This is a genomic window from Erwinia sp. E602 (assembly GCF_018141005.1).
In the GTDB taxonomy this organism is placed as follows: Bacteria; Pseudomonadota; Gammaproteobacteria; order Enterobacterales; family Enterobacteriaceae; genus Erwinia.
In genome coordinates, this window is the sequence record NZ_CP046581.1 from 107,441 (window position 1) to 129,183 (window position 21,743).

Sequence of the window (21,743 nt, forward strand, 5' to 3'; positions counted from 1 at the left end):
AAATCAAGACTGCAACGTGGCATCGTCCTCCTGCGTCCCTTCCCCGCCGTTCAGAGCATTAAACTCCTGCAGCAGTTGTCTGAGCTGCTGCATTTTTTGCGGGCCAAACTGCTGCTCAATCTGCCGGTAACCGGCGTCAACCTCATGACAGGCCTGCTGATAGAGCGTCTGCCCCGCCGGGGTCAGCGAAGCGAACAGTTTACGCTGATCGTTCAGCGGTTTCAGTCGCAGTACCAGGCCATCCCGCTCCAGGCGGGTGAGGATGCCGGTCAGGCTCGGGCGCAGCACGCAGGCCTGCTGCGCCAGCGCGTGAAAGTCAAGCGACCGGTGTTCAGCGAGGATGCGAATAATCCGCCACTGCTGCTCGGTCAGGTTATGACGGTTGAGGATCGGGCGAAAGTAGCCCATCGCCGTCTCGCGTGCCTGAAGTAAAGCAATTGTCAGGGAATCGGTCATCTCGGTCGCGCTCTGCGGTAGGGGATTGGCTCTACCGGGAGTATACGGCCTGACGGCGCTGACCGCCCGGATTTTTGTGAACAAACGCGCCCAAAAAAACCCTATCGTTAACATATTAACAAAGTGACGCTCATCACAATTTAAATAACAAAAAATTAACAATCAGTGCGCAATACCACCCGTAACTCCACCTGACAGGGCCTGTCACGGCTTTACAGCACCCCCGGCAACGTTGTTGATCCCCGTTTCCACGATATTGACCCGCTGAACGCAAACGATCTGATAACCGATCATTAATATGTTAACGAAGTGGCAAAGGCGTTACCCCAGAACAAGGAATAATGATGAAACGATCCGTTTTTTCCGTTGCCCTCAACCATCACTCACAAATCGACGCGTGGGCCGACCGCTTCCGCCAGCCGCCTTATCAGCAACCGCCGCAGTCACCGGTGTGGTTTATCAAGCCGCGTAATACCCACCGCCGCAGCGGCGATGCCATAAGCCTTGCCGGGCTGCCCACCTTCAGCGGCGGTACGCTGGCGGTGGCGATCGGGAAAACGGCGCGTAAGGTCACGGTGGCGCAGGCCGCAGGCTGTATCAGCGGGTATGCGCTGGCTAACGAGGTCAGCCTGGCGGAAGAGAGTTTTTACCGGCCGGCGATCGCGGCCAAGTGCCGCGACGGCTTCTGTCCGCTGGGCGAAACCGTGCCGCTGGCCGACGCCAGCGCGCTGGACATCATTACCGAGATCAACGGCGTGGTAGTGCAGTGCTGGTCCACCTCTGAGCTGCAGCGCGGGGCCGCAGCGCTGATCGCCGCATTAAGCGATTTCGTAACGCTGCAGCCGGGCGACCTGATCCTGCTCGGCACCCCGCAGCAGCGCGTGGCCGTTAACGACGGGGACGAGGTGGTGATTAAGGCCGCCGGCCTGCCGCCGCTGCGTAACACCTTTACCCGCACGGCCGACGCCACGACCCAGCCGGACGGCCACCCGACCTTCTTCGCACTCGGCCTCAACTACGCCGATCACGCCAGCGAGCTGGATTTTACGCCGCCCGCGGAGCCGCTGGTGTTTATCAAAGCGCCGAACAGCATCACCGGTGATAACGCCGTCAGCGTGCGCCCGGACAACGTCGGCTACATGCACTACGAGGCCGAACTGGTGGTGGTGATCGGCAAAACCGCGCGCAGCGTCAGCCGCGAGCGGGCGCTGGAGTACGTACAGGGCTACACGCTGTGCAACGACTACGCGATCCGCGACTACCTGGAAAACTACTACCGCCCCAACCTGCGGGTGAAAAGCCGCGACACGCTGACCCCGCTGCACGCCGGCCTGGTGCCGCGCCGCGACGTACCCGACGCGCAGAATCTGTGGCTGAAGACCTGGGTTAACGGCGAGCTGCGGCAGTCGGGCAACACCCGCGACATGGTATTCGACGTGCCGTTTCTGGTGGCGTACCTCAGCGAAATTATGACCCTGCAGCCGGGGGATATGATCGCCACCGGCACGCCGAAAGGGCTGGCCGACGTGCGGCCCGGCGATGAGGTGGTGGTGGAGATCGAAGGCGTCGGCCGCCTGGTTAATCATATCGTCAGCGAACAACAGTTTGAGGAGAGCCTGCAATGAACAGGATAGACCACTGGATCGACGGCAAACGCGTGGCCAGCGCGGAGTACTTCACCACCAGCAACCCGGCCACCGGCGAGGTGCTGGCCGAGGTCGCCTCCGGCGGCGAGCGGGAGATCCACCAGGCGGTAGACGCGGCGAAGCGGGCCTTCCCGAAATGGGCCAATACGCCGATGAAGGAGCGTGCGCGTCTGATGCGCCGGCTTGGCGAGCTGATCGATGAAAACGTGCCGGAGATTGCCGCGCTGGAAACCGCCGATACCGGCCTGCCGATCCACCAGACAAAAAACGTGCTGATCCCGCGCGCCTCGCACAACTTCGAATTTTTTGCCGGGATCTGCCAGCAGATGAACGGCCGCAGCTACCCGGTCGACGACCAGATGCTCAACTACACGCTGGTGCAGCCGGTCGGCGTCTGCGCGCTGGTGTCGCCGTGGAACGTGCCCTTTATGACCGCCACCTGGAAAACCGCCCCCTGCCTGGCGCTGGGTAACACCGCGGTGCTGAAGATGTCCGAACTGTCGCCGCTCACCGCCGACCGGCTGGGCGAGCTGGCGCTGGAGGCCGGCATCCCCGCCGGGGTGCTGAACGTGGTGCAGGGTTACGGGGCCACCGCCGGTGATGCGCTGGTGCGCCACCACGACGTGCGCGCCATCTCCTTCACCGGCGGCACCGTCACCGGGCGCAGGATTATGCAGAGCGCCGGGCTGAAGAAGTATTCAATGGAGCTGGGCGGCAAATCGCCGGTGCTGATCTTCGAGGACGCCGACATCGAGCGCGCGCTGGACGCCGCGCTGTTCACCATCTTTTCGCTGAACGGCGAGCGCTGCACCGCCGGCTCGCGCATCTTTATCCAGCAGAGCATCTACCCCGAGTTTGTTAAGCGTTTTGCGGAGCGCGCCAACCGCCTGCGCGTCGGCGACCCGACCGATCCGCAAACCCAGGTGGGTTCGATGATCACGCAGCAGCACTGGGAAAAGGTCACCGGCTATATCCGCCTCGGCATTGATGAAGGCGCAAAACTGGTGGCCGGTGGCCCGGACCGCCCGGCCGGGTTATCCCATGGCAACTTTCTGCGCCCTACCGTACTGGCCGACGTGGATAACCGCATGCGCGTGGCGCAGGAGGAGATCTTCGGTCCGGTGGCCTGCCTGCTGCCGTTTAAAGACGAGGCCGAAGGCCTGCGGCTGGCCAACGACGTGGAGTACGGCCTCGCCTCCTACATCTGGACCCGGGACATCAGTAAGGTACTGCGCCTCGCCCACCATATTGAAGCCGGGATGGTGTTCGTCAACACGCAGAACGTCCGCGACCTGCGCCAGCCGTTCGGCGGCGTTAAAGCCTCCGGCACCGGCCGCGAAGGCGGTGAGTACAGCTTCGAGGTGTTCGCCGAGATGAAAAACGTCTGCATCTCGATGGGCAATCACCCCATCCCGAAATGGGGCGTCTGACGTTTGCCAGCGGCAACGCGCCGGTGCCCACCGGGCAGTCGCTGTCCCCTGAAACAGAGCACGTCACGCATCACTGCCGCCCCTGACCGGGCGGCCCGATCTGACCCTGAAGAGAACCGACTATGACGACAACAACCCTGACCACCACCCTGCCGCCGCCGGATATTCTGCGCTGCGCCTATATGGAAATGCAGGTCACCGACCTGAAAAAATCCCGCGAGTTTTACGTCGATGTTCTCGGCCTGCACGTTACCGCCGAAGATGACAAAACCCTCTATCTGCGCACAATGGAGGAGTTTATTCACCACAACCTGGTGCTGCGCGAAGGGCCGGTGGCGGCGGTGGCCGCCTTTGCGTACCGGGTGCGCAGCCCGCAGGACGTCGACCGCGCCGAAGCGTATTTCCAGGCGCTGGGCTGTAAAACCGAGCGCCGCGCCGGCGGCTTCGTCAGGGGCATCGGCGACGCGGTGCGCGTGGAGGACCCGCTCGGCTTCCCGTACGAATTCTTCTGTGAGGTTGAGCACGTTGAGCGGCTGGCCTGGCGCTACGAACTCTATACCCCCGGTGCGCTGGTGCGCCTTGACCACTTTAACCAGATCACCCCGGACGTGCCGCGGGCGGTGGCGTATATCCAGGGGCTGGGCTTTCGCGTCACCGAAGATATCCGCGATGCCAGCGGCGTGGTCTACGCCGCCTGGGTGCGGCGTAAATCCACGGTGCACGACACCGCGATGACCGGGGGTGCCGGACCGCGCATGCACCATATCGCCTTCGCCACCCACGAAAAGCACAACATCCTGGCGATCTGCGACAAGCTCGGCGCGCTGCGCCGGTCAGACGCCATCGAACGCGGCCCAGGCCGGCACGGCGTCTCCAACGCCTTCTACCTCTACATCCGCGACCCGGACGGGCACCGCATTGAGATCTACACCCAGGACTACTACACCGGCGACCCGGATAACCCGCTGGTGAGCTGGGACGTGCACGACAACCAGCGCCGCGACTGGTGGGGCAACCCGGTGGTGCCGAGCTGGTACAGCGAAGGCTCGCGGGTGCTGAGGCTGGACGGCACGCCGCAGCCGGTGGTGGAGCGCAGCGATCCCAGCGAGATGGCGGTGACCATTGGTGCCGACGGTTTCTCTTACACCCGCAAGGGCGATACCGAGCAGGGCTTTAAGCTCGGCAATACCCTGTAATCAGCAGGCGCTGACGCCAGGCCAGCGCCTCACCCGGAGCCTGTTATGCCGCATTTTATTACCGAATGTACCGACAATATCCGCCAGCAGGCGCAGCTGCCGGCGCTGTTTGCGCAGGTCAGCCTGCTGCTGGCCGGCAGCGGCCTGTTTCCGCTGGGCGGCATCCGCAGCCGCGCCCACTGGATCGACACCTGGCAGATGGCGGACGGCCGGCACGACTACGCCTTTGTGCATATGACGCTGAAAATCGGCCATGGCCGCACGCCGGACCAGCTGCAGCCGGTGATGAACGACCTGTTTGCCCTGATTAAAACGCATTTTGCCCCGCTGATGGCCGAACGTTACCTGGCGCTGTCGCTGGCGGTGGAGGAACTGCCCGAAGTGCTCAACTTTAAACAGAACAACGTTCACGCACTGTTCCGCAAGGATTAAGGAGCCCGTTATGTTAACCCCACAAGTCCGCCAGCAGCTGGCACGCGAACTGCGCCAGGCAGAGCAGAGCCGCGAACAGGTTCGACAGCTGTCACTGCGCCATCCTGATATCAGTATTGAAGATGCTTACGCCATCCAGCGCGCATCGGTGGCGGCAAAGATCGCCGAAGGCCGCACGCTGAAGGGCCATAAAATCGGCCTGACCTCACGGGCTATGCAGACCAGCTCGCAGATTGACGAGCCGGACTACGGCGCGCTGCTCGACGATATGTTTTTCGCCGACGGCAGCGACATTCCTGTCGAGCGCTTTATCGTCCCCAGGCTCGAAGTTGAACTGGCCTTTGTGCTGGCAAAACCGCTGCGCGGCCCCGGCTGCACGCTGTTCGATGTGTATAACGCCACCGGTTACGTCATTCCGGCGCTGGAGATTATCGACGCGCGCTGCCACGGCATCGACCCGGAAACCCAGCGGCCGCGCAGGGTGTTCGACACCATCGCCGACAACGCCGCCAGCGCCGGGGTGGTGATGGGCGGGCGGCCGATCAAACCCGACGCGCTGGACCTGCGCTGGATCTCAGCGCTGCTCTACCGCAACGGGGTGATTGAGGAGTCCGGGGTCGCCGCCGCGGTGCTGAATCACCCGGCCAACGGCGTCGCCTGGCTGGCCAATAAGCTGGCCGCGCACGACGTACAGCTGGAGGCCGGCCAGGTGGTCCTCGGCGGCTCCTTCACCCGTCCGGTCGCGGTGCGCCAGGGCGACACCTTCCACGTCGATTACGGCCCGATGGGGGCCATCAGCTGCCGGTTTGTCTGAGGAGGCACCATGCCACATAACGCATTTAAGCAGGCGCTGGCCGATAAACAGCCGCAGATCGGGCTGTGGCTGGGGCTGGCAAACAGCTACAGCGCCGAGCTGCTGGCCGGGGCCGGTTTTCACTGGCTGCTGATTGACGGCGAGCACGCGCCCAACGACGTGCGCTCGATCCTTTGCCAGCTGCAGGCGATCGCCCCCTATCCCAGTCATCCGGTGGTGCGGCCACCGGTGAATGACCCGGTGATCGTTAAACAACTGCTGGATACCGGGGCGCAGACGCTGCTGGTGCCGATGGTACAGAACGCCGCCCAGGCGCAGCAGGCGGTACGCGCCTGTCGCTACCCGCCGCAGGGCATCCGCGGCGTCGGCAGCGCGCTGGCCCGCGCCTCGCGCTGGAACCGCGAGCCTGACTATCTGCTCCGCGCCAACGATCAGATCTGCCTGCTGGTGCAGATCGAAACGCGCGAGGCGGTGGATAACCTGGCGGCGATTCTGGCGGTGGAAGGCGTCGACGGCGTGTTTATCGGCCCGGCCGATCTCAGCGCCGATATGGGCTTTGCCGGTAATCCCGGCCATCCCGAGGTGCAGGCGGCGATCGCGCGCTGCATTACCGCGATCCGCGCGGCAGGCAAAGCCCCGGGCATCCTGATGGCCAATGAAAAGCTGGCGCAACACTATCTTGACCTGGGGGCGCTGTTTGTGGCGGTCGGCGTCGATACCACCCTGCTGGCCCGCGGCGCCGAAGCGCTGGCAGCACGCTTTATTTCCCCGACGGGCGGCAGCGCCGCCGCAGAACCGACGGTTTACTGATCCCCTGAGGAGAAAACATGTCCGTGACCCCTGACCACTCTCAGCAGAACGGTCCGGCCGCCACCGAACGGCGGCTGATGAAAAAACTGTTCCGCCGCCTGATCGCCTTTCTGTTTGTGCTGTTTGTTTTCTCCTTCCTTGACCGGATCAATATCGGCTTTGCCGGTCTGACCATGGGCAAGGATCTCGGGCTCAGCTCCACCCTGTTCGGCCTGGCCGCCGCGCTGTTCTACGTCACCTATGTGCTGTGCGGCATTCCCGGTAATCTGATGCTGGGGATTGTCGGCGCGCGGCGCTGGATCGCCGGAATTATGGTGCTGTGGGGCATCGCCTCCACCTGTACCCTGTTTGCCACTGATGCCACGTCGCTGTATCTGCTGCGCATGCTGGTGGGCATCGCCGAAGCCGGCTTCCTGCCGGGGATCCTCGTCTATCTTACCTGGTGGTTCCCGGCAAAATACCGCGCCCGCGCCAACGCGCTGTTTATGATCGCCATGCCGGTGACCATGATGTTCGGTTCGCTGCTGTCCGGCTATATTCTGGCGCTGGACGGCCTGTGGAACCTGAAAGGCTGGCAGTGGCTGTTTCTGCTGGAGGGCGCGCCCTCGGTGCTGCTGGGCGTTGTTACCTGGTTCTTCCTTGACGATCGGCCGCAGCAGGCGCGCTGGCTGCAGCCGGACGAGAAACGGCTGCTGATCGCACTGCTTGAGCGCGAACGCACCGCGCCGCCCGCCGACGCTGGCGAGGCCAGACCGCCGTGGCGCGAGGTGCTGACGCCGCTGGTGCTGCTTTACACGCTGGCCTACTTCTGCCTTGCCAACACCTTAAGTGCGATCAATATCTGGACGCCGCAGATCCTTAAAAGTGTTAACGCCGGCAGCAGCAATATCGTGATTGGCATGCTGGCCGCCATTCCGCAGCTGGTAACCATTGTGGCGATGATCCTGTGGAGCCGCCGCTCTGACCGCCGCCAGGAGCGCAAGCGCCATACGCTGATCCCTTACCTGTTTGCGGCCGCAGGTTGGCTGCTGGCCTCCGCCACCGCCCATCCGCTGGTACAGCTGCTGGGCATTATCATCGCCTCCTCCGGCTCCTTTACCGCGATGGTGATGTTCTGGACCACCCCGGACCGCGTTATCAGCTTTCAGGCCCGGGCGCTGGCGCTGGCGGCGATCAACGCGGTGGGCAACATCGGCTCGGCGGTCAGCCCGCTGGCGATTGGTATTCTGCGCGACGCCACCGGCAGCTTCAACGCCGGGCTGTGGCTGGTGGCCGGGCTGCTGGTGCTGGGCGCAGTGGTACTGAGCCGCATTCCGATGAACGGGGAAGGCCGGCAACCGACGCCGCTGGCCGCGCGGTCGCATCCGTTGCGCTAAGGAGGAGCGATGAGCGCTGGCGGTGACAATATCGATATCAGCAAAGCGTATGACTCAGGCTACGCCGATGCCGAAGTGCACTATGAAACCTTCGCCCGGCTGGCGCACTTCTTCGGCCGCGATATGCACGCGCACTGGCACGATCGCTATTTCCAGCTGCACTATCTCGCCACCGGTAAGATCACCCTGCAGCTGGATGACCATCTCTACGACGTCTGCGCGCCGCTGTTTATCCTGACGCCGCCATCGGTGCCGCACGCGTTTATTACCGAAGCGGACAGCGATGGGCACGTCTTAACGGTGCGCCAGGAGCTGGTGTGGTCGCTGGCGGAAAAGCTGTGGCCGGGTCAGGCGGACACGATCAACCGCGCGGGCGTCTGCCTGTCGCTGGCCGCCTCACCCCTGACGCTGGCCGCGCTGGATCACTACTGGCCGCTGATCGCGGCAGAGTTCAGCGGCGCGGCGGCCGGGCGCGAGCTGGCACTTAACGCGCTGGCGCAGGCGCTGTTTACCCTGCTGCTGCGCGAAGCGCCGCCGTGGGAGCACGGCCCCTGCGGCGTGCGCGGCGAGATGCGTCAGTTTCAGCGCTTTAACCGTATGATCGACCAGCATTATCGTCAGCATCTGGCGGTGCCGGACTACGCCCGTGAGCTGGGCGTCAGCGAATCGCGGCTCACCGGGCTGTGCCGGCGCTTTGCCAACCAGTCGCCGAAGCGGCTGATATTCGAGCGGGTGCTGCGCGAGGCTAAACGCCTGCTGCGCTACAGCAGCGACAGCGTGCACCAGATCGCCTGGGCGCTGGGCTACAAAGATCCGGCCTATTTCGCCCGTTTTTTTCATCGTATGGCGGGCTGCTCGCCGAGCGAGTTCCGCAACCGGTAAGCGCCGGAGCCGGTGAAAAGTACCCGCAATCGCCTGAAACGTCTCTTCCGCACGCCGCCTTGCAGCGCTTAAATCGGTTAACAGAAAAAATCACTCAGATAACAAACCGGACGCTCGCCGAGGCGACGTCGTCACTATAATGAGGCAGAACCATGCAACCTGAAGCCCACCGCTCCGCCAGCAACCGCCCGTTTACCGGCGCCGAGTTCCTTAACAGCCTGCAGGACGGCCGTGAAATCTTTATCTACGGTGAACGGGTCAAAGACGTCACCACCCATCCGGCGTTTCGCAACGCCGCCGCTTCCGTGGCGCAGCTGTACGACGCGCTGCACGCGCCGGAGAGCATCGACCGGCTGTGCTGGCAGACCGATACCGGCAACGGCGGCTACACCCACCGCACCTTCCGCTTTGCCCGCTCGGCGCAGGAGATCCGCCAGCAGCGCGATGCGATCGCCGACTGGTCGCGGCTCAGCTACGGCTGGATGGGCCGCTCGCCGGACTATAAGGCGGCGTTCTGCTGTTCGCTGGGCGCCAACCCGGAGTTCTACGGCGAGTATGCCGACAACGCGCGCCGCTGGTATCAGCGCATTCAGGAAGCCGGCCTCTACTTTAACCACGCCATCGTTAACCCGCCGATCGATCGCCACAAGCCGTCGGACGAGGTGAAAGACGTCTACGTGCAGGTGCAGAAGGAGACCGACGCCGGCATTATCGTCAGCGGCGCCAAGGTGGTGGCCACCAACTCGGCGCTGACCCACTACAACTTTATCGGCTTCGGCTCGGCGCAGGTGATGGGCGACGATCCCAGCTTTGCGCTGATGTTTATCGCGCCGATGGATGCCGACGGCGTTAAGCTGATCTCCCGCGCCTCCTTTGAACTGGTGGCCGGCGCGACCGGATCGCCGTTCGACTATCCGCTCTCCAGCCGCTTTGATGAAAACGACGCGATTCTGGTGATGGATAACGTGCTGATCCCGTGGGAGAACGTGCTGGTCTACCGCGACTTTGACCGCTGCCGCCGCTGGAGCATCGAGGCCGGTTTTGCCCGCCTCTATCCGATGCAGGCCTGCGTGCGGCTGGCGGTGAAGCTTGATTTCATCACCGCGCTGCTGCAGAAAAGCCTCGAATGTACCGGCGTCATTGAGTTTCGCGGCGTGCAGGCGGCGCTGGGCGAAGTGGTGGCGTGGCGCAACCTGTTCTGGTCGCTCAGCGATGCGATGGCCGCAGAAGCACAGCCGTGGAAAAACGGTGCCTGGCTGCCGGATATGCAGGCGATGCAGACCTACCGGGTGATGGCACCCATGGCCTACAGCAAAATCAAAAACATCATTGAGAGCAACGTTGCCAGCGGGCTGATCTACCTGCCTTCCAGCGTGCGTGACCTGAACAACCCGGAGATCGACCGCTATCTGGCGCAGTACGTGCGCGGCTCCAACGGTATGGACCACGAACAGCGTATCAAGATCCTCAGGCTGATGTGGGACGCGATGGGCAGCGAGTTTGGCGGCCGCCACGAGCTGTATGAAATTAACTATGCCGGCAGCCAGGATGAGGTGCGCCTGCAGTGCCTGCGCCACGCGCAGGACTCGGGCAGCATGAAGGGCATGATGGCGATGGTTGACCGCTGCCTGACCGACTATGACCGCCACGGCTGGACGGTGCCGCACCTGCACAACAACCACGACATCAGCCAGCTTGACCGTTTACTGAAATAAGGGGGGTTTTTATGTCCAGTGAAGAACAGCACCGCCTGAATTTTCGTGAGGCGATGGCCAGCTTACCGGCGGCGGTCAATATTGTGACGACCCAGGGCAGCGCCGGGCGCTGCGGCATTACCGCCACCGCCGTCTGTTCGGTGACCGACACGCCGCCAACGCTGCTGGTGTGCATCAACAGCCGCAGCGCGATGAACCCGGTCTTTACCGGCAATGGGCGCATGTGCGTCAACGTGCTGAACCACCAGCAGGAGGAGATGGCGCGCCACTTTGCCGGCATGACCGAACTGAGTATGGAGCAGCGCTTCGGGCTGGAGGGCTGGCGCGAGGGTGAACTGCAGCAGCCGGTGCTGCAACGGGCGCTGGCCAGCCTGGAGGGTGAGATTCAGCAAATTGATACCATCGGCACCCATCGGGTCTATCTGCTGGAGGTCAGACATATCGCGCTGGCGACGCAGGGCAGCGGGCTGATCTACTTTAAACGCCAGTTCCACGCCACGCCGTACCAGCAGAAACGGGTGACCGTGTAACTTTTCACAAAAAACTGCCGTGAGCGGTTACCGCGTTACCCTGGCAACGCAGATCACCCGCTGAGGACGCTTCAGGCCTCTGCGCAGCCATCAGAAACAGTCCGGGCAGAACATCGGGCCGCTGTATTCACGCATCGGTTGATGCTGCCATCAGATGCCAACGGCCAGACCGTTGCACGGCCGCCTCTTTCAGCTTAATGCCGGAAGAGGCTCACCGGTCAGTTCATCGCGGAACAGCACGCGCGCAACGCGTTGCGCAGCCACCGATGCGCCGGGTCGCGCTCCTTTCTGCCGTGCCAGGCCTGGTGGTAGGTGAATTCCGGCAGCGCCAGCGGCGGCGTAAAGTGACACAGCGACGACGGATAGCGTTGCGCGCTGACCGAACGGCTGGCCACGGTCAGCACCAGGTCGGTGCCGGGGAGCAGATTGACGGCAGCGCTCCAGTGCGGCAGCGCCATGCAGATACGCCGCTGCAGCCCTTTCGCTGCCAGCACCCGTTCGATCTCATCCCGCGCGTCCGGCTTCATCGCCAGCATCACGTGCGGTCTGCCGAGCCACTCATCCAGCGTGAGCGCCCTGCCCGCGGGCAGCGTGTCGCGGTCCGCCAGGCAGATAAAGTGCTCGTTAAACAGCGCCTGCTGCTGAATAGCATCTTCCGCATCCGGGAACACTCCCAGCGCCAGATCCAGCTCGCCCTCCGCCAGCTGCGCCAGCATCAGTTCCCGGCTCGCCTGGCTGATGGCAAGATTAACGCCAGGTGCCGTTTTTCTCAGGTGACGTACCAGCTCAGGCAGCACGATGCGTGCCGCATAGTCCGACATCGCCACCCGGAAGGTGCGCCGCAGCGTAGCCGGATCAAACTCCGCCGCGCCCAGCAGGTCGTTCAGCTCCGCCAGCGCACTGTTCAGCGTCGGTAACAGGCTCTGTGCCCGCGCGGTCAGCGCCATCCGCCCCGCCTGACGAACCAGCAGCGGGTCGTTAAAATGCGTCCGCAGCTGCGCCAGCGCGTGGCTGACCGCCGGCTGGCTTCTGTGCAGCCTGACGGCGGCGCGGGTGACGTGTTTTTCCGTCAGCAGCGCGTGCAGCGTCAGCAGCAGGTTCAGATCTATTCTGCGCAGTTCATCCATATGATGCATACCCATAATGCAGATAAACGATTTCTATAACTATAACTGATAATCCACAATCGCCCCATCACATCCTTTCCTGATGAGGTTGCCATGCTCAGTAAAACCCTGTTTCTCACCTTCCTGCCCGTCACCATCGCCCTGCTGGCCGGTGCGCTGCTGCCTTTTCAGGCCAGCAGCAACGCCGCCGTCGGTAAAGCGCTGGGGCATCCTTTGTGGGGGGCGCTGGTCTCGCTGGCCGTCAGCGCACTGGTGCTGCTGCCGCTGCTCTGGCTGTTTAAAGTGCCCGCCCCTCGCGTCGCCACCGCGCTGCAGGCCCCATGGTGGATCTGGATCGGCGGCCTGTTCGGCGCGCTCTACGTGGTCAGCGCCACCGCGTTTGCGCCAAAGCTCGGTGCGGGCAGCTTCCTCGTGCTGGTGGTGGCCGGTCAGATGATCGCCGCGGTACTGGTGGACCATTTTGGCCTGATGAACCTGACGCCGCGGCCGATCAACCTGGTCCGCGTGGCCGGCGTCGCCCTGATACTGGCTGGCGCGTTCTGTATTCACTACGGCGGGCTGAGTAGTGCCGGCCGCAGCGCGCCGGTGGCAGACCAGCGCACGCTGCCGAAGACATTCACTGAAAATTCTGCCAGGCCGCCCTCTTCTGACTGACCCGCTACCGGCAATCCGCACCTGACTCACGTAGCCAGTGAATCATGGCTTCACCGCCTGGCTGGCTCAAAGTACGTTGCGGCCAGGCAAGAAAATACGGTTTGCTGAGCGGCAGGGAAAGATTATCAATCACCACCAGCTCGCCACGCGCCAGTTCCCCTGCAATCAGGCGTCGCTGCCCCAGAAGCAGCCCGCAACCGAGCACTGCGGCATCAATCGCCAGCGAGGTGAGATTGAAGCTGAACGCGGGTTGTGACGGCGGCTCATCCATGCCTCTGGCCTGAAACCAGCTACGCCAGTCAGGCAGGAAACGTCCTTCGTTACCCCAGTCGAGGTGGATCAAAGGTGCATGGCTGAGGATGTCTTCATATGAAAAACGCTGTAATAAGGCCGGGCTGGCGACCGGCAGCACCTCATCATGGAACAGCCACTGCTTATCCAGTTGCGGATAACGATCTTCACCAAAACAGATAACAAAATCCGCTGGCATTGCGGCGAAATCGACCTGAGCGTGGGTACCGTGTAACGACAGATCGATATTCGGGCAACGGGCGCGCCAGCCAGCCAGCTGAGGTAACAACCATTTCGACGCCAGCGCCGGTAAGGCATACACCGTCAATCTGGGTACACTGGCCGCCTTGTGGATATTTTGCTGACCGAGATGCAAAATATCAAAGGCTTCAGTGACATAACGCAGATACTCCTTACCGGTTTCAGTCAGCATTACGCCATTTTGTGTGCGTAAAAACAGGGTACTCCCCAGTTGCTCCTCCAGCTGGCGAATCTGCTGACTGACCGCTGCCGGGGTTAACGCCAGCTGTGCGGCCGCTTTCGTCAGGCTACCCAGTTCGGAGGCCACTTTAAATGACTGGATGACGCTGATTTTTGGTAATCTTGACGATTGAGCAGGCATTAATTCTTCCTTAACAGGGTATTAAGTATTTATCGTTACGCTGCTTAACAGGTGACGGTTAAAGTAACATCACACCTGTTAACCATGAGAATTGTTGCTATGTCTGGCTCTCTTATTCGTCTGGATCTGCATCCGCTGGTCGATCACGACTGGCGTCAACGCTGTCGTGAACAATTGAACCATTCTGGCGCGCTGGTGCTGCGTCAGTTTTTGCAACCCACGGCCTTACAGGCAATCATCGAAGAAGGCAATGCGCAACGCCATCTGGCTTATCACACCCTCAGCAAACATAACGTTTATCTGATGAAACCTGATGAGGCGTTCAGCCCTGAACACCCACGCAACCGTGATGTGGTCAGCACCAAAGGATGTATCACCGATGATATAATCCCTGCTGAGTCGCCGTTGCGCCAACTTTATAATGATGAGCTGTTCAAAAGTTTCCTGTGCTATGTACTGGGCGAAGAGGCGCTTTACCCCTACGCTGACCCTCTTTCCTCCGTTAACCTGCACTACGCGCCTCACGGCCAGGAACTGGGCTGGCACTTCGACAATTCCTCTTTTGCCATCACCTTGCTGATACAGAAACCGCTGGCGGGCGGGGTGTTTCAGTACGTGAAAGACCTGCGTGATGCCGATAGCGGAGAGATGAACTTCGCGGGTGTCGAGGCTGTTCTGGATGAACGTAGGCCTGTTGAAGCACTGGCGATTGATGCAGGTGACCTGGTGCTATTTCGTGGTCGTAATTCCCTGCACCGCGTGACCCCGACTGAAGGGGAGATCACGCGGATGCTGGCAGTTCTGGCCTACAATACTCAGCCCGGCATTGCATTATCAGAGACAGCGCGTATGACATTTTACGGAAGAGTGTGAAATCAGGGACCCGGCGTGCAGAAAGATTTACCGCGTGCGGCAGGCTGTACCACAACTCCATAGTGGAAACAGCATCAGACGCCCCGGCAGCGGTGCGCAGGTCAACGCTGAGGATGCGGTTACAGGGTTAAAGAAGAGAGTAGAGAATTCACCCTGACTGATGAACGTCACTCACCAGCCAGGGCTTTCAGCTTATTTTCCCAGAATATTATTCACCGCAGCAACATGCCCGGCCTTATCCCGGTAATTTGAAATGATCTGGATAACAGAGAATTTTTTCCCGGCAACGGCAATCAGGGTGGCCTGCTGCACTTCGTTACCCCCCATATTGCTGGTCGCTTCAACGTGGTAAACCTCAAGCCCCTTGACGTTTTCCGTTTTTTCACTCACCACGGTGTAAGAGGGAGAAGATTCCTTCTGCTTATCTTTGATGGACTTCATGCCATCCAGAAAATCTTTGTCACTGCCACCACGGGCAATCAGCGGTTTTTCATCTTCATTGACGATCAGCACGCGCTTAGCCTGTTTGTTGACATACATGTTGCCAGGCGCGCCGCCGGGAACAGGCTGAACCACATAGCCCTGCAGGCTGAACAGCTGCTTTCCGTCAAGCAAGGAGACAGTTTCACTACTGGCGGCTGATTTTTCAGTTGCGTCAACGTTGGCAGCTGAAGCTACGTTTATAGTGCAGCCAATCGCCACTGCAAAACTGAGTGCGGTTGCGATTTTTGAGATATTATTTAAGCCCATTCAGTAACTCTCATATTTATAGTTAATTTTCAGTGGATGCGATAATAAAATGACGCCCCTGTCGTAATACAGTGAAAAACCTGTTCAACAGAGTGAAGAATACTGTGTTAACGCCTGACATTGCATTCAGTCTGAATTGATTAACTCAGTTTTTAAGACATTTCCTAATATCACTCCCGTCAGGATCTGTCCAGCACGTGGACTCCCCCTGCTGCAGGGAAAGCCCATGCTGAGCGAGGAGGAAAATCAAAACTGTGGCTTTGTGGTTTTTTTCTCATCCATGTATTTGATAACGGCATTTTGCCAGGCAGGATCGGTCAGGGTGATTTTTGTGCTGCTTTGCTCCAGCTGGGCAGAACCTGATTCGCACCCCATACCCGTCCCGGGGATCGGTTTTTCACACCATAATGGATACATGCTGCTTATTGAGACCGGACCATATTTTGCGAGAGCAGCTTTTTTCATTGCTTCCTGATTTTCATTTGTCCAGGGTATTTCATAGCTAATTAAATCCGCTGCCATAGGATTTGTCTTATTATAAGGAACGCGTGGCTGAAAACTTACCTGCATTCTGGTGCCGTCGTTTTCGTAGACAAGATACATCACTTGCTTGCTGCCCGTGATCACCGTCGGTGTCTGGTAATCCATTGAGTCAGAAGCGACAATTTTATCGGCTGAGACCCCGAAGTTCTTCTGCATTGCGCTACGCGCTTCTTCAACGCTCATACCACTCTTCACGCCTGCCACGTCGAAAGATCTTACGTCTACCGGGTGAACAGGCTGGGCAGCACTGGCCGGATTAAGCAAAAAAGGCAGGGCTATAAATGTTGCAGGCAGCAGGACAAACAGATTTCTTTTCATTTACGTACCGTTATAGTTAGTTAACTGAATTATTGCTGCACAGAGGCGATCCCAGAGTTATTATGCTAACACTATCATCCCTTTCAGTGCATGTTCATGTCGTCGTCGTCGGGCTCATATTTATATTCAGCAGACCATTATATGTCAAGGGCGTGTTAAAAACGCAGTGGGATGTTTCAGGTGCGTACAGATAACCGGAAACTGCGCTCCTGATGTATCAGTACAGCGGTGAAATAACCATGACAATGCCAGATATCTGCAATAAAGGGATATTGCAGATATGAAATTTTCTAAATGGAAATATACCTGATTGCGTTTACTCAATCGCAGTGTACCCAAAAATGTAAAAAAGCATAACCGCATAGCGGATATTCAATACGTTAGCGCGCCAGGAGCCCGATGATGCTGGCAACCCTCACCGGGTGTTCTACATTAATTTACTGGTGGACACCCATTGTCAGGAGGCACGCTTATGCAACTTTCACTTAACGGCCAGGTGGCATTAATCACCGGAGCCAGCTCCGGCATCGGCTACGGCTGCGCCGGGACGCTGGCCGCCGCCGGGGCCGCGGTGGCGATCAACTATAACCGAAACGCGGAGCCGGCCGTGCAGCTGGCGCAGCAGATTACGGCTAACGGCGGCCAGGCAATTGCCCTTGCCGGCGACGTTTCGCAGGAATCCGACGTGGAGCGCCTGTTTCAGCAGACCGTGGATCGGTTTGGCGGGCTGGATATTCTGGTAGCCAACTCTGGCCTGCAGCGCGACGCCGCCATCGCTGAGATGACGCTGGAGCAGTGGAATACGGTGATTGACGTCAACCTGACCGGGCAGTTTCTCTGCGCGCGGGCGGCGGTGCGCCAGTTCCGTCAGCAGGGCGAACGCCCGTCCGCCGGGCGGGCTCGCGGAAAAATCATTCATATGAGTTCGGTGCACCAGCTGATCCCGTGGGCGGGCCACGTGAACTACGCGGCTTCCAAAGGCGGCATCGACCTGCTGATGCGCAGCCTGGCGCAGGAGATCGGTGAAGAGCGTATCCGGGTCAACGCCGTCGCCCCCGGCGCGATCGCCACCGCGATAAACGTCGATGCCACCCAGGGCGACGCGGCGAAGGCGTTGTTAAAGCTGATCCCCTACGGCCGCATCGGTGAACCGCAGGATATCGCTAACGCGGTGCTGTGGCTGGCCAGCGACCTCTCCGACTACGTGCACGGCACCACGCTGTTTGTCGATGGCGGCATGACGCTCTATCCGGAGTTTCGCGGCAATGGTTAGCCCCTTGCCCTCGGTTACTTCTGCGCCTTACGTAACCCCGCCATTCTCCCCAGAACACCATCGCGCAGGATCAGGCGATGGTACAACGCGGCAAGGATATGTACGGCGATCAGGCCGCAGAGCAGCCATGACAGCGGGCTGTGCAGCGCGTTGGCCGGCGCCACCATCCAGCTGACTTCGACGCCGGTTTTCGGGATCAGCGCAATGCCCCAGGGGCTCCAGCCCTCTCCGTTCCCGTAGGCGCGCAGCAGGGCAATCGCGGGGATCGCCAGCATCAGGAGGTAGAACGCCACGTGAACGGCCTGGCCGACGGCACCCGGCCATCCGGATACGCGGGGCGGGCGGCGGCGGCGGTTGACGAGAACCCAGGCGGCCCGCACGACAACGAAGGCAAGCGTCAGCAGACCGACCGTGCCGTGACCGGGCCCCATCCGCACCAGCCAGTCAACGACAGCGGAGTCGCCAAAGGCCCGCCAGCTGAACACCATCACAAACTGCCAGAGCAGCAGATAAGCCATCCCCCAGTGCAGCACGCGGCTGACCAGACCGTAGCGTGCGGGCGTATCCATCCCCCTGCCACCGGAGCGCCGCTCCAGGGTTTTCACCGTCATTCCCTCTCCCCTTCTGATTTGGCTTATTGCGAAATTACACCACGTCATTCCATGCGTATGGAATACCATCAACGTCAGCGGTTAAGCCTGTATTCACAGGGCTACCGGGCGGACGAACAGACGTCAACGATAAGATAAACCCGCCTGAGAGCGCAAAGGTAAAAACGCTGATTGCTTACCGGTAGTGATAAGAAAATTCCTATAAACCCTCAATTCAGGCATAAGTTGAGTAAAAAAACCGAAATTTTGTGTAACTTATAGCGTCAAATTATTAGGAAAAGATACGTGTTTCATTAAGAGGGATTTTTTCATGCTTAACATTAAATCGACCCTGTTACTGTCAGTGATTGCGCTAACCGCATGCGGTGGTGGTGGCGGCGGCGGTGGTGGCGGCGGCGGCGGCGGCGACAGCGAACCGCCGGTAACAACCTCACCGGTTCAGACCGATGATAACACCAGTACCACACCCGCTCTGCCAACGACCCCGGCGACGAGTTATGCCAGCGGCGGCAAACTGGACGGTTACACCTACACGACGCCGGATGGTCGTGAATATGTGATGCGCGGCGGCGGCGTGTTCGTTAGCGGCGTTCGTAATGAAATTTTAGTCCGTGCCGACAATACGCGAGTCACCTCTACCTCCTGGTGTTGCGGCAGTATGAGCTACACCACCTTTGGTACATGGACGAACTACGATACTGATAAGCATGAGGTCTTCTACACCGGTGAAGCCACCGCGACCGCCAGCGTGCCGACGCAGGGTTCAGCGAGCTATACCGGTACCGCGCTGCGCGGAACCGAACGCGGTGATGCCAGCTTCAACGTCGATTTCGCCAGCAAAACCATCAGCGGTACGCTTACCCCAGTGGAAGCGGATAACTTCGGCAGTGAGGTGGCGATGCAGGGCAAAATTTCCAACGGCGGTTTCAGCGGTGATGCACAGTCCGGGGGAGAAAAAGGCACCTTTATCGGCCACTTTATGGGCCCCGCAGCAGAAGAACTGGCCGGCGTGGCACAGTTTACTGACACCAGCAAAAACACCGCCTTTGGTGCCACAAAACAGTAACGCGCTTTCCGGCCAGCCCGTCTGGCCGGTTTTCCAGTGATGGTGATCCCCGTGATGAAAGTTCCCGTTTTAGTGGCATCTCTGCTGCTGTGGCCGTGCAGCTGCGTTTTCGCCGCCCCGCCGGAAACCCGCTACCTCCCTGCTGCCAGCCATTTAGATCGCCTCTCTAAGCAACCCGCAGAAAGCCATCGCGCTGATACGCAGCACATCACCAACCGGGATCTTGTTGCCCGTCCTGAACTGGCGAAAGCCCTGCTCGACGGCGCCGTCACCCAGGGCAGATGGGATGTCGTGCGTGAAATATTGCCGGTGTATGCCGCCACGCCGCATCCCGATGGGACCCTCGTGCTGTTCGCCGGTGCCGGGCTGGCGCGCAGCGAAGGCCACCACGCGCTGGCTGTAGCGCGCTACCGGGCCATCCTGAGTGAACATCCCGAGCTGGCCGCCGTGCGTCTGGAGCTGGCACGCACCCTGTATGAAAATAATCAGGTGGATATTGCGCAGTATCACTTCCGCCGGGTGCTGCAGACCAGTCCACCGGATAACGTTCAGCACATCATCGCTCAGTATCTGGAGCGAATTCAGAGAAAGGGTACGCTGAGCGGCAGTATTAACCTGAGCTATCTTAACGACAGCAACGTGAATAACGCTTCGTCCGGCGACATCATTCGCATTGGTAACCGGGAGTTTATCCGTAACAAAGACAGTTTCCCCCAGCGTGGAGAAGGCGTGTCGTTCAGCGCGGCACTGCAAAAGGATTTACCTCTCTACGATCAGCACAGCCTGCGCTTTCTGGGTACCGTCTACGGTAAAGACTACTGGAATAACCATGATTATGACGACATTACCAGCCGGATTTATGCGGGATATCTGTGGCGCAACTTCCGCCAGCAGTTCGCCGCGCTGCCGTTTTATGAGAAACGCTGGTACGGAACGGACGCCTACTCTTCCGGCCCGGGTGTCCGGCTGGAATACAGCTATCTGATATCACCCAAATGGCAGGTCAGCCAGGCACTGGAATATCAGAAGATGGGCTACGACAATCAGGACTATGAGTTTCTGCGCGGCTACACGCGCTATGCTTCAACCACGCTTTCCCATGCGCTGAACCCGCGCGTTGCGCTGTCCGGCGGCGTGGATCTCCTCGAGCAGCAAACCAGCACAGCGAGTGAAAGCAATCACCGCGCCGGCGTGCGGGCGGCGGTACAGGTTGATTTGCCGTGGAAGATCTCGTTTTCTGCACTGGGCGCGTTTTCACAACGCAACTATGAGGCGGACAGCGATATCTTCGCCGTGCGCCGCCGCGATAACGAACAGTTTTACCACCTTGCCGTCTGGCATCGCGACCTGCATTTCCTCGGGCTGATGCCAAAGCTGAACTTCAGTGAGAAGCGGGTTAACAGCAATATCGATTTTTACAGCTATCGCCAGCACAGCATTACGCTGTCAGTGGATAAGCAATTTTAAACGCGAGCAACAATATTATCTGAAAACAAAACAATTAACGCTTATCCGTCATGAAGACGGTCTGCCTGTCGTCTCAGATCTCGTTGAGAGGAGGATAGCCCGTACTTTAACTTAACTGCAGCCGGTCAGCTTAAGCCAGTACCAGCGGGGTGTAAGCGAAACCTGAGGGCAGCGCAGAATGGATAAAATCGTCAGCCAGACGGCCAGTTAATAAAGCCGCCTTCCGGCGGCTTATTCTTCTCAGTGTGGAATTTCCGACACTTCTTTCACATCAGACTGGTTAATCTGCTGCTTGACGCCGTTGGCGTCTTTGTAACCTAACAGCCCGGTTTCCGATTTGGTCGGTTTGCCGTCGCTGACGATGGTGCGCCCGTCGTTGGTATGGATAGCATAACTGGTACGGGTACAGCCGCTTAACGCCGTGCAGGCCACGATGGCCGCAGCAATAGTCATCACAGTTTTATTCATTGCCCCTCTCCTTCACTCAGTTATCAAGTTCACTCATATTTGAAATCCGATCGCGGTTAATTTGCTCGGTTTTTCCGCTCTGGGCATCTTTATAGGAAACCAGCCCGGTTTCATTATCAATCTGTGGCTTTCCGTCGGTGACGATGGTGCGGCCGTCGGTGGTCCTGATCGACTGATTAGATGAACATCCCGTCAACGCTATCAGCGATAGTGACGTAAGGAATACCGCAGTAGCTATTCTGGACTTCATAATGACTCCCTGTAGTGGAATAAATCTTAACTGACCTGTAAAGCATAGACTAATTTTTTCATTCTGCTGGAAAACAGCATATTTGCGCATCTGGACAGAGTGCGAATGATGCGGGAAAACGGTATTCACAGTGCGAGGAAAAA

At 59.7% G+C, this 21,743-nt stretch carries 23 protein-coding genes; 15 read left to right on the forward strand and 8 right to left on the reverse strand.

The features are described 5' to 3' along the window. Window positions 1–3: 3 nt before the first annotated feature. The gene (gene hpaR / locus GKQ23_RS00455) at window positions 4–456 is read right to left on the reverse strand and encodes a homoprotocatechuate degradation operon regulator HpaR (RefSeq protein ID WP_212408316.1); all 453 of its coding nucleotides are present in this window, start codon (window positions 454–456) and stop codon (window positions 4–6) included. 344 nt (window positions 457–800) lie between these two features. On the opposite strand from hpaR, the gene GKQ23_RS00460 reads away from it, so the two are divergent. The 10 genes from GKQ23_RS00460 to hpaC all read left to right on the forward strand — a co-directional run bounded on the left by GKQ23_RS00460 (window position 801) and on the right by hpaC (window position 11,287). Then, window positions 801–2,081: a fumarylacetoacetate hydrolase family protein gene (locus GKQ23_RS00460; RefSeq protein ID WP_212408317.1), complete on the forward strand. Its 1,281-nt coding sequence runs from the start codon at window positions 801–803 to the stop codon at window positions 2,079–2,081. Continuing rightward, complete coding sequence (gene hpaE, locus GKQ23_RS00465; protein WP_212408318.1) at window positions 2,078–3,532, forward strand: 5-carboxymethyl-2-hydroxymuconate semialdehyde dehydrogenase; 1,455 nt, start codon at window positions 2,078–2,080, stop codon at window positions 3,530–3,532. The genes GKQ23_RS00460 and hpaE overlap by 4 nt, the downstream gene beginning before the upstream one ends. A gap of 122 nt (window positions 3,533–3,654) precedes the next feature. After that, window positions 3,655–4,728, forward strand: a complete 1,074-nt coding sequence (hpaD, locus tag GKQ23_RS00470; RefSeq protein ID WP_212408319.1) for a 3,4-dihydroxyphenylacetate 2,3-dioxygenase — start codon at window positions 3,655–3,657, stop codon at window positions 4,726–4,728. Window positions 4,729–4,773: 45 nt separating this feature from the next. Further along, entirely contained in the window at window positions 4,774–5,160 is a 387-nt protein-coding gene (locus GKQ23_RS00475; protein WP_101505131.1) for a 5-carboxymethyl-2-hydroxymuconate delta-isomerase, read from the forward strand. Window positions 5,161–5,170: 10 nt separating this feature from the next. Beyond that, window positions 5,171–5,974, forward strand: a complete 804-nt coding sequence (hpaH, locus tag GKQ23_RS00480) for a 2-oxo-hept-4-ene-1,7-dioate hydratase (protein WP_212408320.1) — start codon at window positions 5,171–5,173, stop codon at window positions 5,972–5,974. 9 nt (window positions 5,975–5,983) lie between these two features. Then, a complete protein-coding gene (hpaI, locus tag GKQ23_RS00485) occupies window positions 5,984–6,784 on the forward strand; it encodes a 4-hydroxy-2-oxoheptanedioate aldolase (RefSeq protein ID WP_212408321.1) in 801 nt (266 codons plus the stop codon). 17 nt (window positions 6,785–6,801) lie between these two features. After that, window positions 6,802–8,160: a 4-hydroxyphenylacetate permease gene (gene hpaX, locus GKQ23_RS00490; RefSeq protein ID WP_212408322.1), complete on the forward strand. Its 1,359-nt coding sequence runs from the start codon at window positions 6,802–6,804 to the stop codon at window positions 8,158–8,160. A 9-nt stretch (window positions 8,161–8,169) separates the two neighbouring features. After that, window positions 8,170–9,042, forward strand: a complete 873-nt coding sequence (hpaA, locus tag GKQ23_RS00495) for a 4-hydroxyphenylacetate catabolism regulatory protein HpaA (protein ID WP_056237729.1) — start codon at window positions 8,170–8,172, stop codon at window positions 9,040–9,042. Window positions 9,043–9,194: 152 nt separating this feature from the next. Further along, window positions 9,195–10,757: a 4-hydroxyphenylacetate 3-monooxygenase, oxygenase component gene (gene hpaB / locus GKQ23_RS00500; RefSeq protein WP_212408323.1), complete on the forward strand. Its 1,563-nt coding sequence runs from the start codon at window positions 9,195–9,197 to the stop codon at window positions 10,755–10,757. Between the two features lie 11 nt (window positions 10,758–10,768). Further along, window positions 10,769–11,287, forward strand: coding sequence for a 4-hydroxyphenylacetate 3-monooxygenase, reductase component (gene hpaC, locus GKQ23_RS00505; protein ID WP_212408324.1), 519 nt, complete (start codon window positions 10,769–10,771; stop codon window positions 11,285–11,287). A gap of 218 nt (window positions 11,288–11,505) precedes the next feature. On the opposite strand, the gene GKQ23_RS00510 is transcribed toward hpaC, so the two are convergent. Continuing rightward, window positions 11,506–12,414 (reverse strand): LysR family transcriptional regulator, encoded by a 909-nt coding sequence (locus tag GKQ23_RS00510; RefSeq protein WP_212408356.1) that lies wholly within the window; start codon window positions 12,412–12,414, stop codon window positions 11,506–11,508. A gap of 93 nt (window positions 12,415–12,507) precedes the next feature. On the opposite strand from GKQ23_RS00510, the gene GKQ23_RS00515 reads away from it, so the two are divergent. After that, complete coding sequence (locus GKQ23_RS00515) at window positions 12,508–13,068, forward strand: DMT family transporter (protein WP_212408325.1); 561 nt, start codon at window positions 12,508–12,510, stop codon at window positions 13,066–13,068. A gap of 4 nt (window positions 13,069–13,072) precedes the next feature. Here GKQ23_RS00515 and GKQ23_RS00520 read toward each other — a convergent pair whose 3' ends face one another. Next, a complete protein-coding gene (locus GKQ23_RS00520; protein ID WP_212408326.1) occupies window positions 13,073–13,981 on the reverse strand; it encodes a LysR substrate-binding domain-containing protein in 909 nt (302 codons plus the stop codon). 99 nt (window positions 13,982–14,080) lie between these two features. On the opposite strand from GKQ23_RS00520, the gene GKQ23_RS00525 reads away from it, so the two are divergent. Next, window positions 14,081–14,854 (forward strand): 2OG-Fe(II) oxygenase family protein, encoded by a 774-nt coding sequence (locus GKQ23_RS00525; protein ID WP_212408327.1) that lies wholly within the window; start codon window positions 14,081–14,083, stop codon window positions 14,852–14,854. Window positions 14,855–15,046: 192 nt separating this feature from the next. Here the strand turns inward: GKQ23_RS00525 and GKQ23_RS00530 are convergent, their stop codons facing one another. Further along, window positions 15,047–15,604 carry a hypothetical protein gene (locus GKQ23_RS00530; protein ID WP_249168395.1) on the reverse strand — a complete coding sequence of 186 codons (558 nt, stop codon included), beginning with the start codon at window positions 15,602–15,604 and terminating at the stop codon, window positions 15,047–15,049. A 246-nt stretch (window positions 15,605–15,850) separates the two neighbouring features. Next, entirely contained in the window at window positions 15,851–16,465 is a 615-nt protein-coding gene (locus GKQ23_RS00535; protein WP_212408328.1) for a hypothetical protein, read from the reverse strand. Window positions 16,466–16,937: 472 nt separating this feature from the next. Between GKQ23_RS00535 and GKQ23_RS00540 the strand changes: the two genes are divergently transcribed. Further along, window positions 16,938–17,738 carry a glucose 1-dehydrogenase gene (locus GKQ23_RS00540; protein WP_212408329.1) on the forward strand — a complete coding sequence of 267 codons (801 nt, stop codon included), beginning with the start codon at window positions 16,938–16,940 and terminating at the stop codon, window positions 17,736–17,738. 14 nt (window positions 17,739–17,752) lie between these two features. Here GKQ23_RS00540 and GKQ23_RS00545 read toward each other — a convergent pair whose 3' ends face one another. Further along, a complete protein-coding gene (locus GKQ23_RS00545; RefSeq protein WP_249168396.1) occupies window positions 17,753–18,349 on the reverse strand; it encodes a cytochrome b in 597 nt (198 codons plus the stop codon). 310 nt (window positions 18,350–18,659) lie between these two features. Here GKQ23_RS00545 and GKQ23_RS00550 point away from each other — a divergent pair, with 310 nt between their 5' ends. Both GKQ23_RS00550 and GKQ23_RS00555 read left to right on the forward strand, forming a co-directional pair. Further along, entirely contained in the window at window positions 18,660–19,415 is a 756-nt protein-coding gene (locus GKQ23_RS00550) for a Slam-dependent surface lipoprotein (RefSeq protein ID WP_212408330.1), read from the forward strand. A gap of 54 nt (window positions 19,416–19,469) precedes the next feature. Next, on the forward strand, window positions 19,470–20,882 hold the full coding sequence (locus GKQ23_RS00555; RefSeq protein ID WP_212408331.1) for a porin family protein: 1,413 nt from the start codon (window positions 19,470–19,472) through the stop codon (window positions 20,880–20,882). Between the two features lie 240 nt (window positions 20,883–21,122). Here the strand turns inward: GKQ23_RS00555 and GKQ23_RS00560 are convergent, their stop codons facing one another. Together GKQ23_RS00560 and GKQ23_RS00565 are read right to left on the reverse strand one after the other, a co-directional pair. Further along, window positions 21,123–21,350: a YgdI/YgdR family lipoprotein gene (locus GKQ23_RS00560; RefSeq protein WP_056237705.1), complete on the reverse strand. Its 228-nt coding sequence runs from the start codon at window positions 21,348–21,350 to the stop codon at window positions 21,123–21,125. Window positions 21,351–21,366: 16 nt separating this feature from the next. Continuing rightward, window positions 21,367–21,600, reverse strand: coding sequence for a YgdI/YgdR family lipoprotein (locus GKQ23_RS00565; RefSeq protein WP_056237702.1), 234 nt, complete (start codon window positions 21,598–21,600; stop codon window positions 21,367–21,369). Window positions 21,601–21,743: the final 143 nt, after the last annotated feature.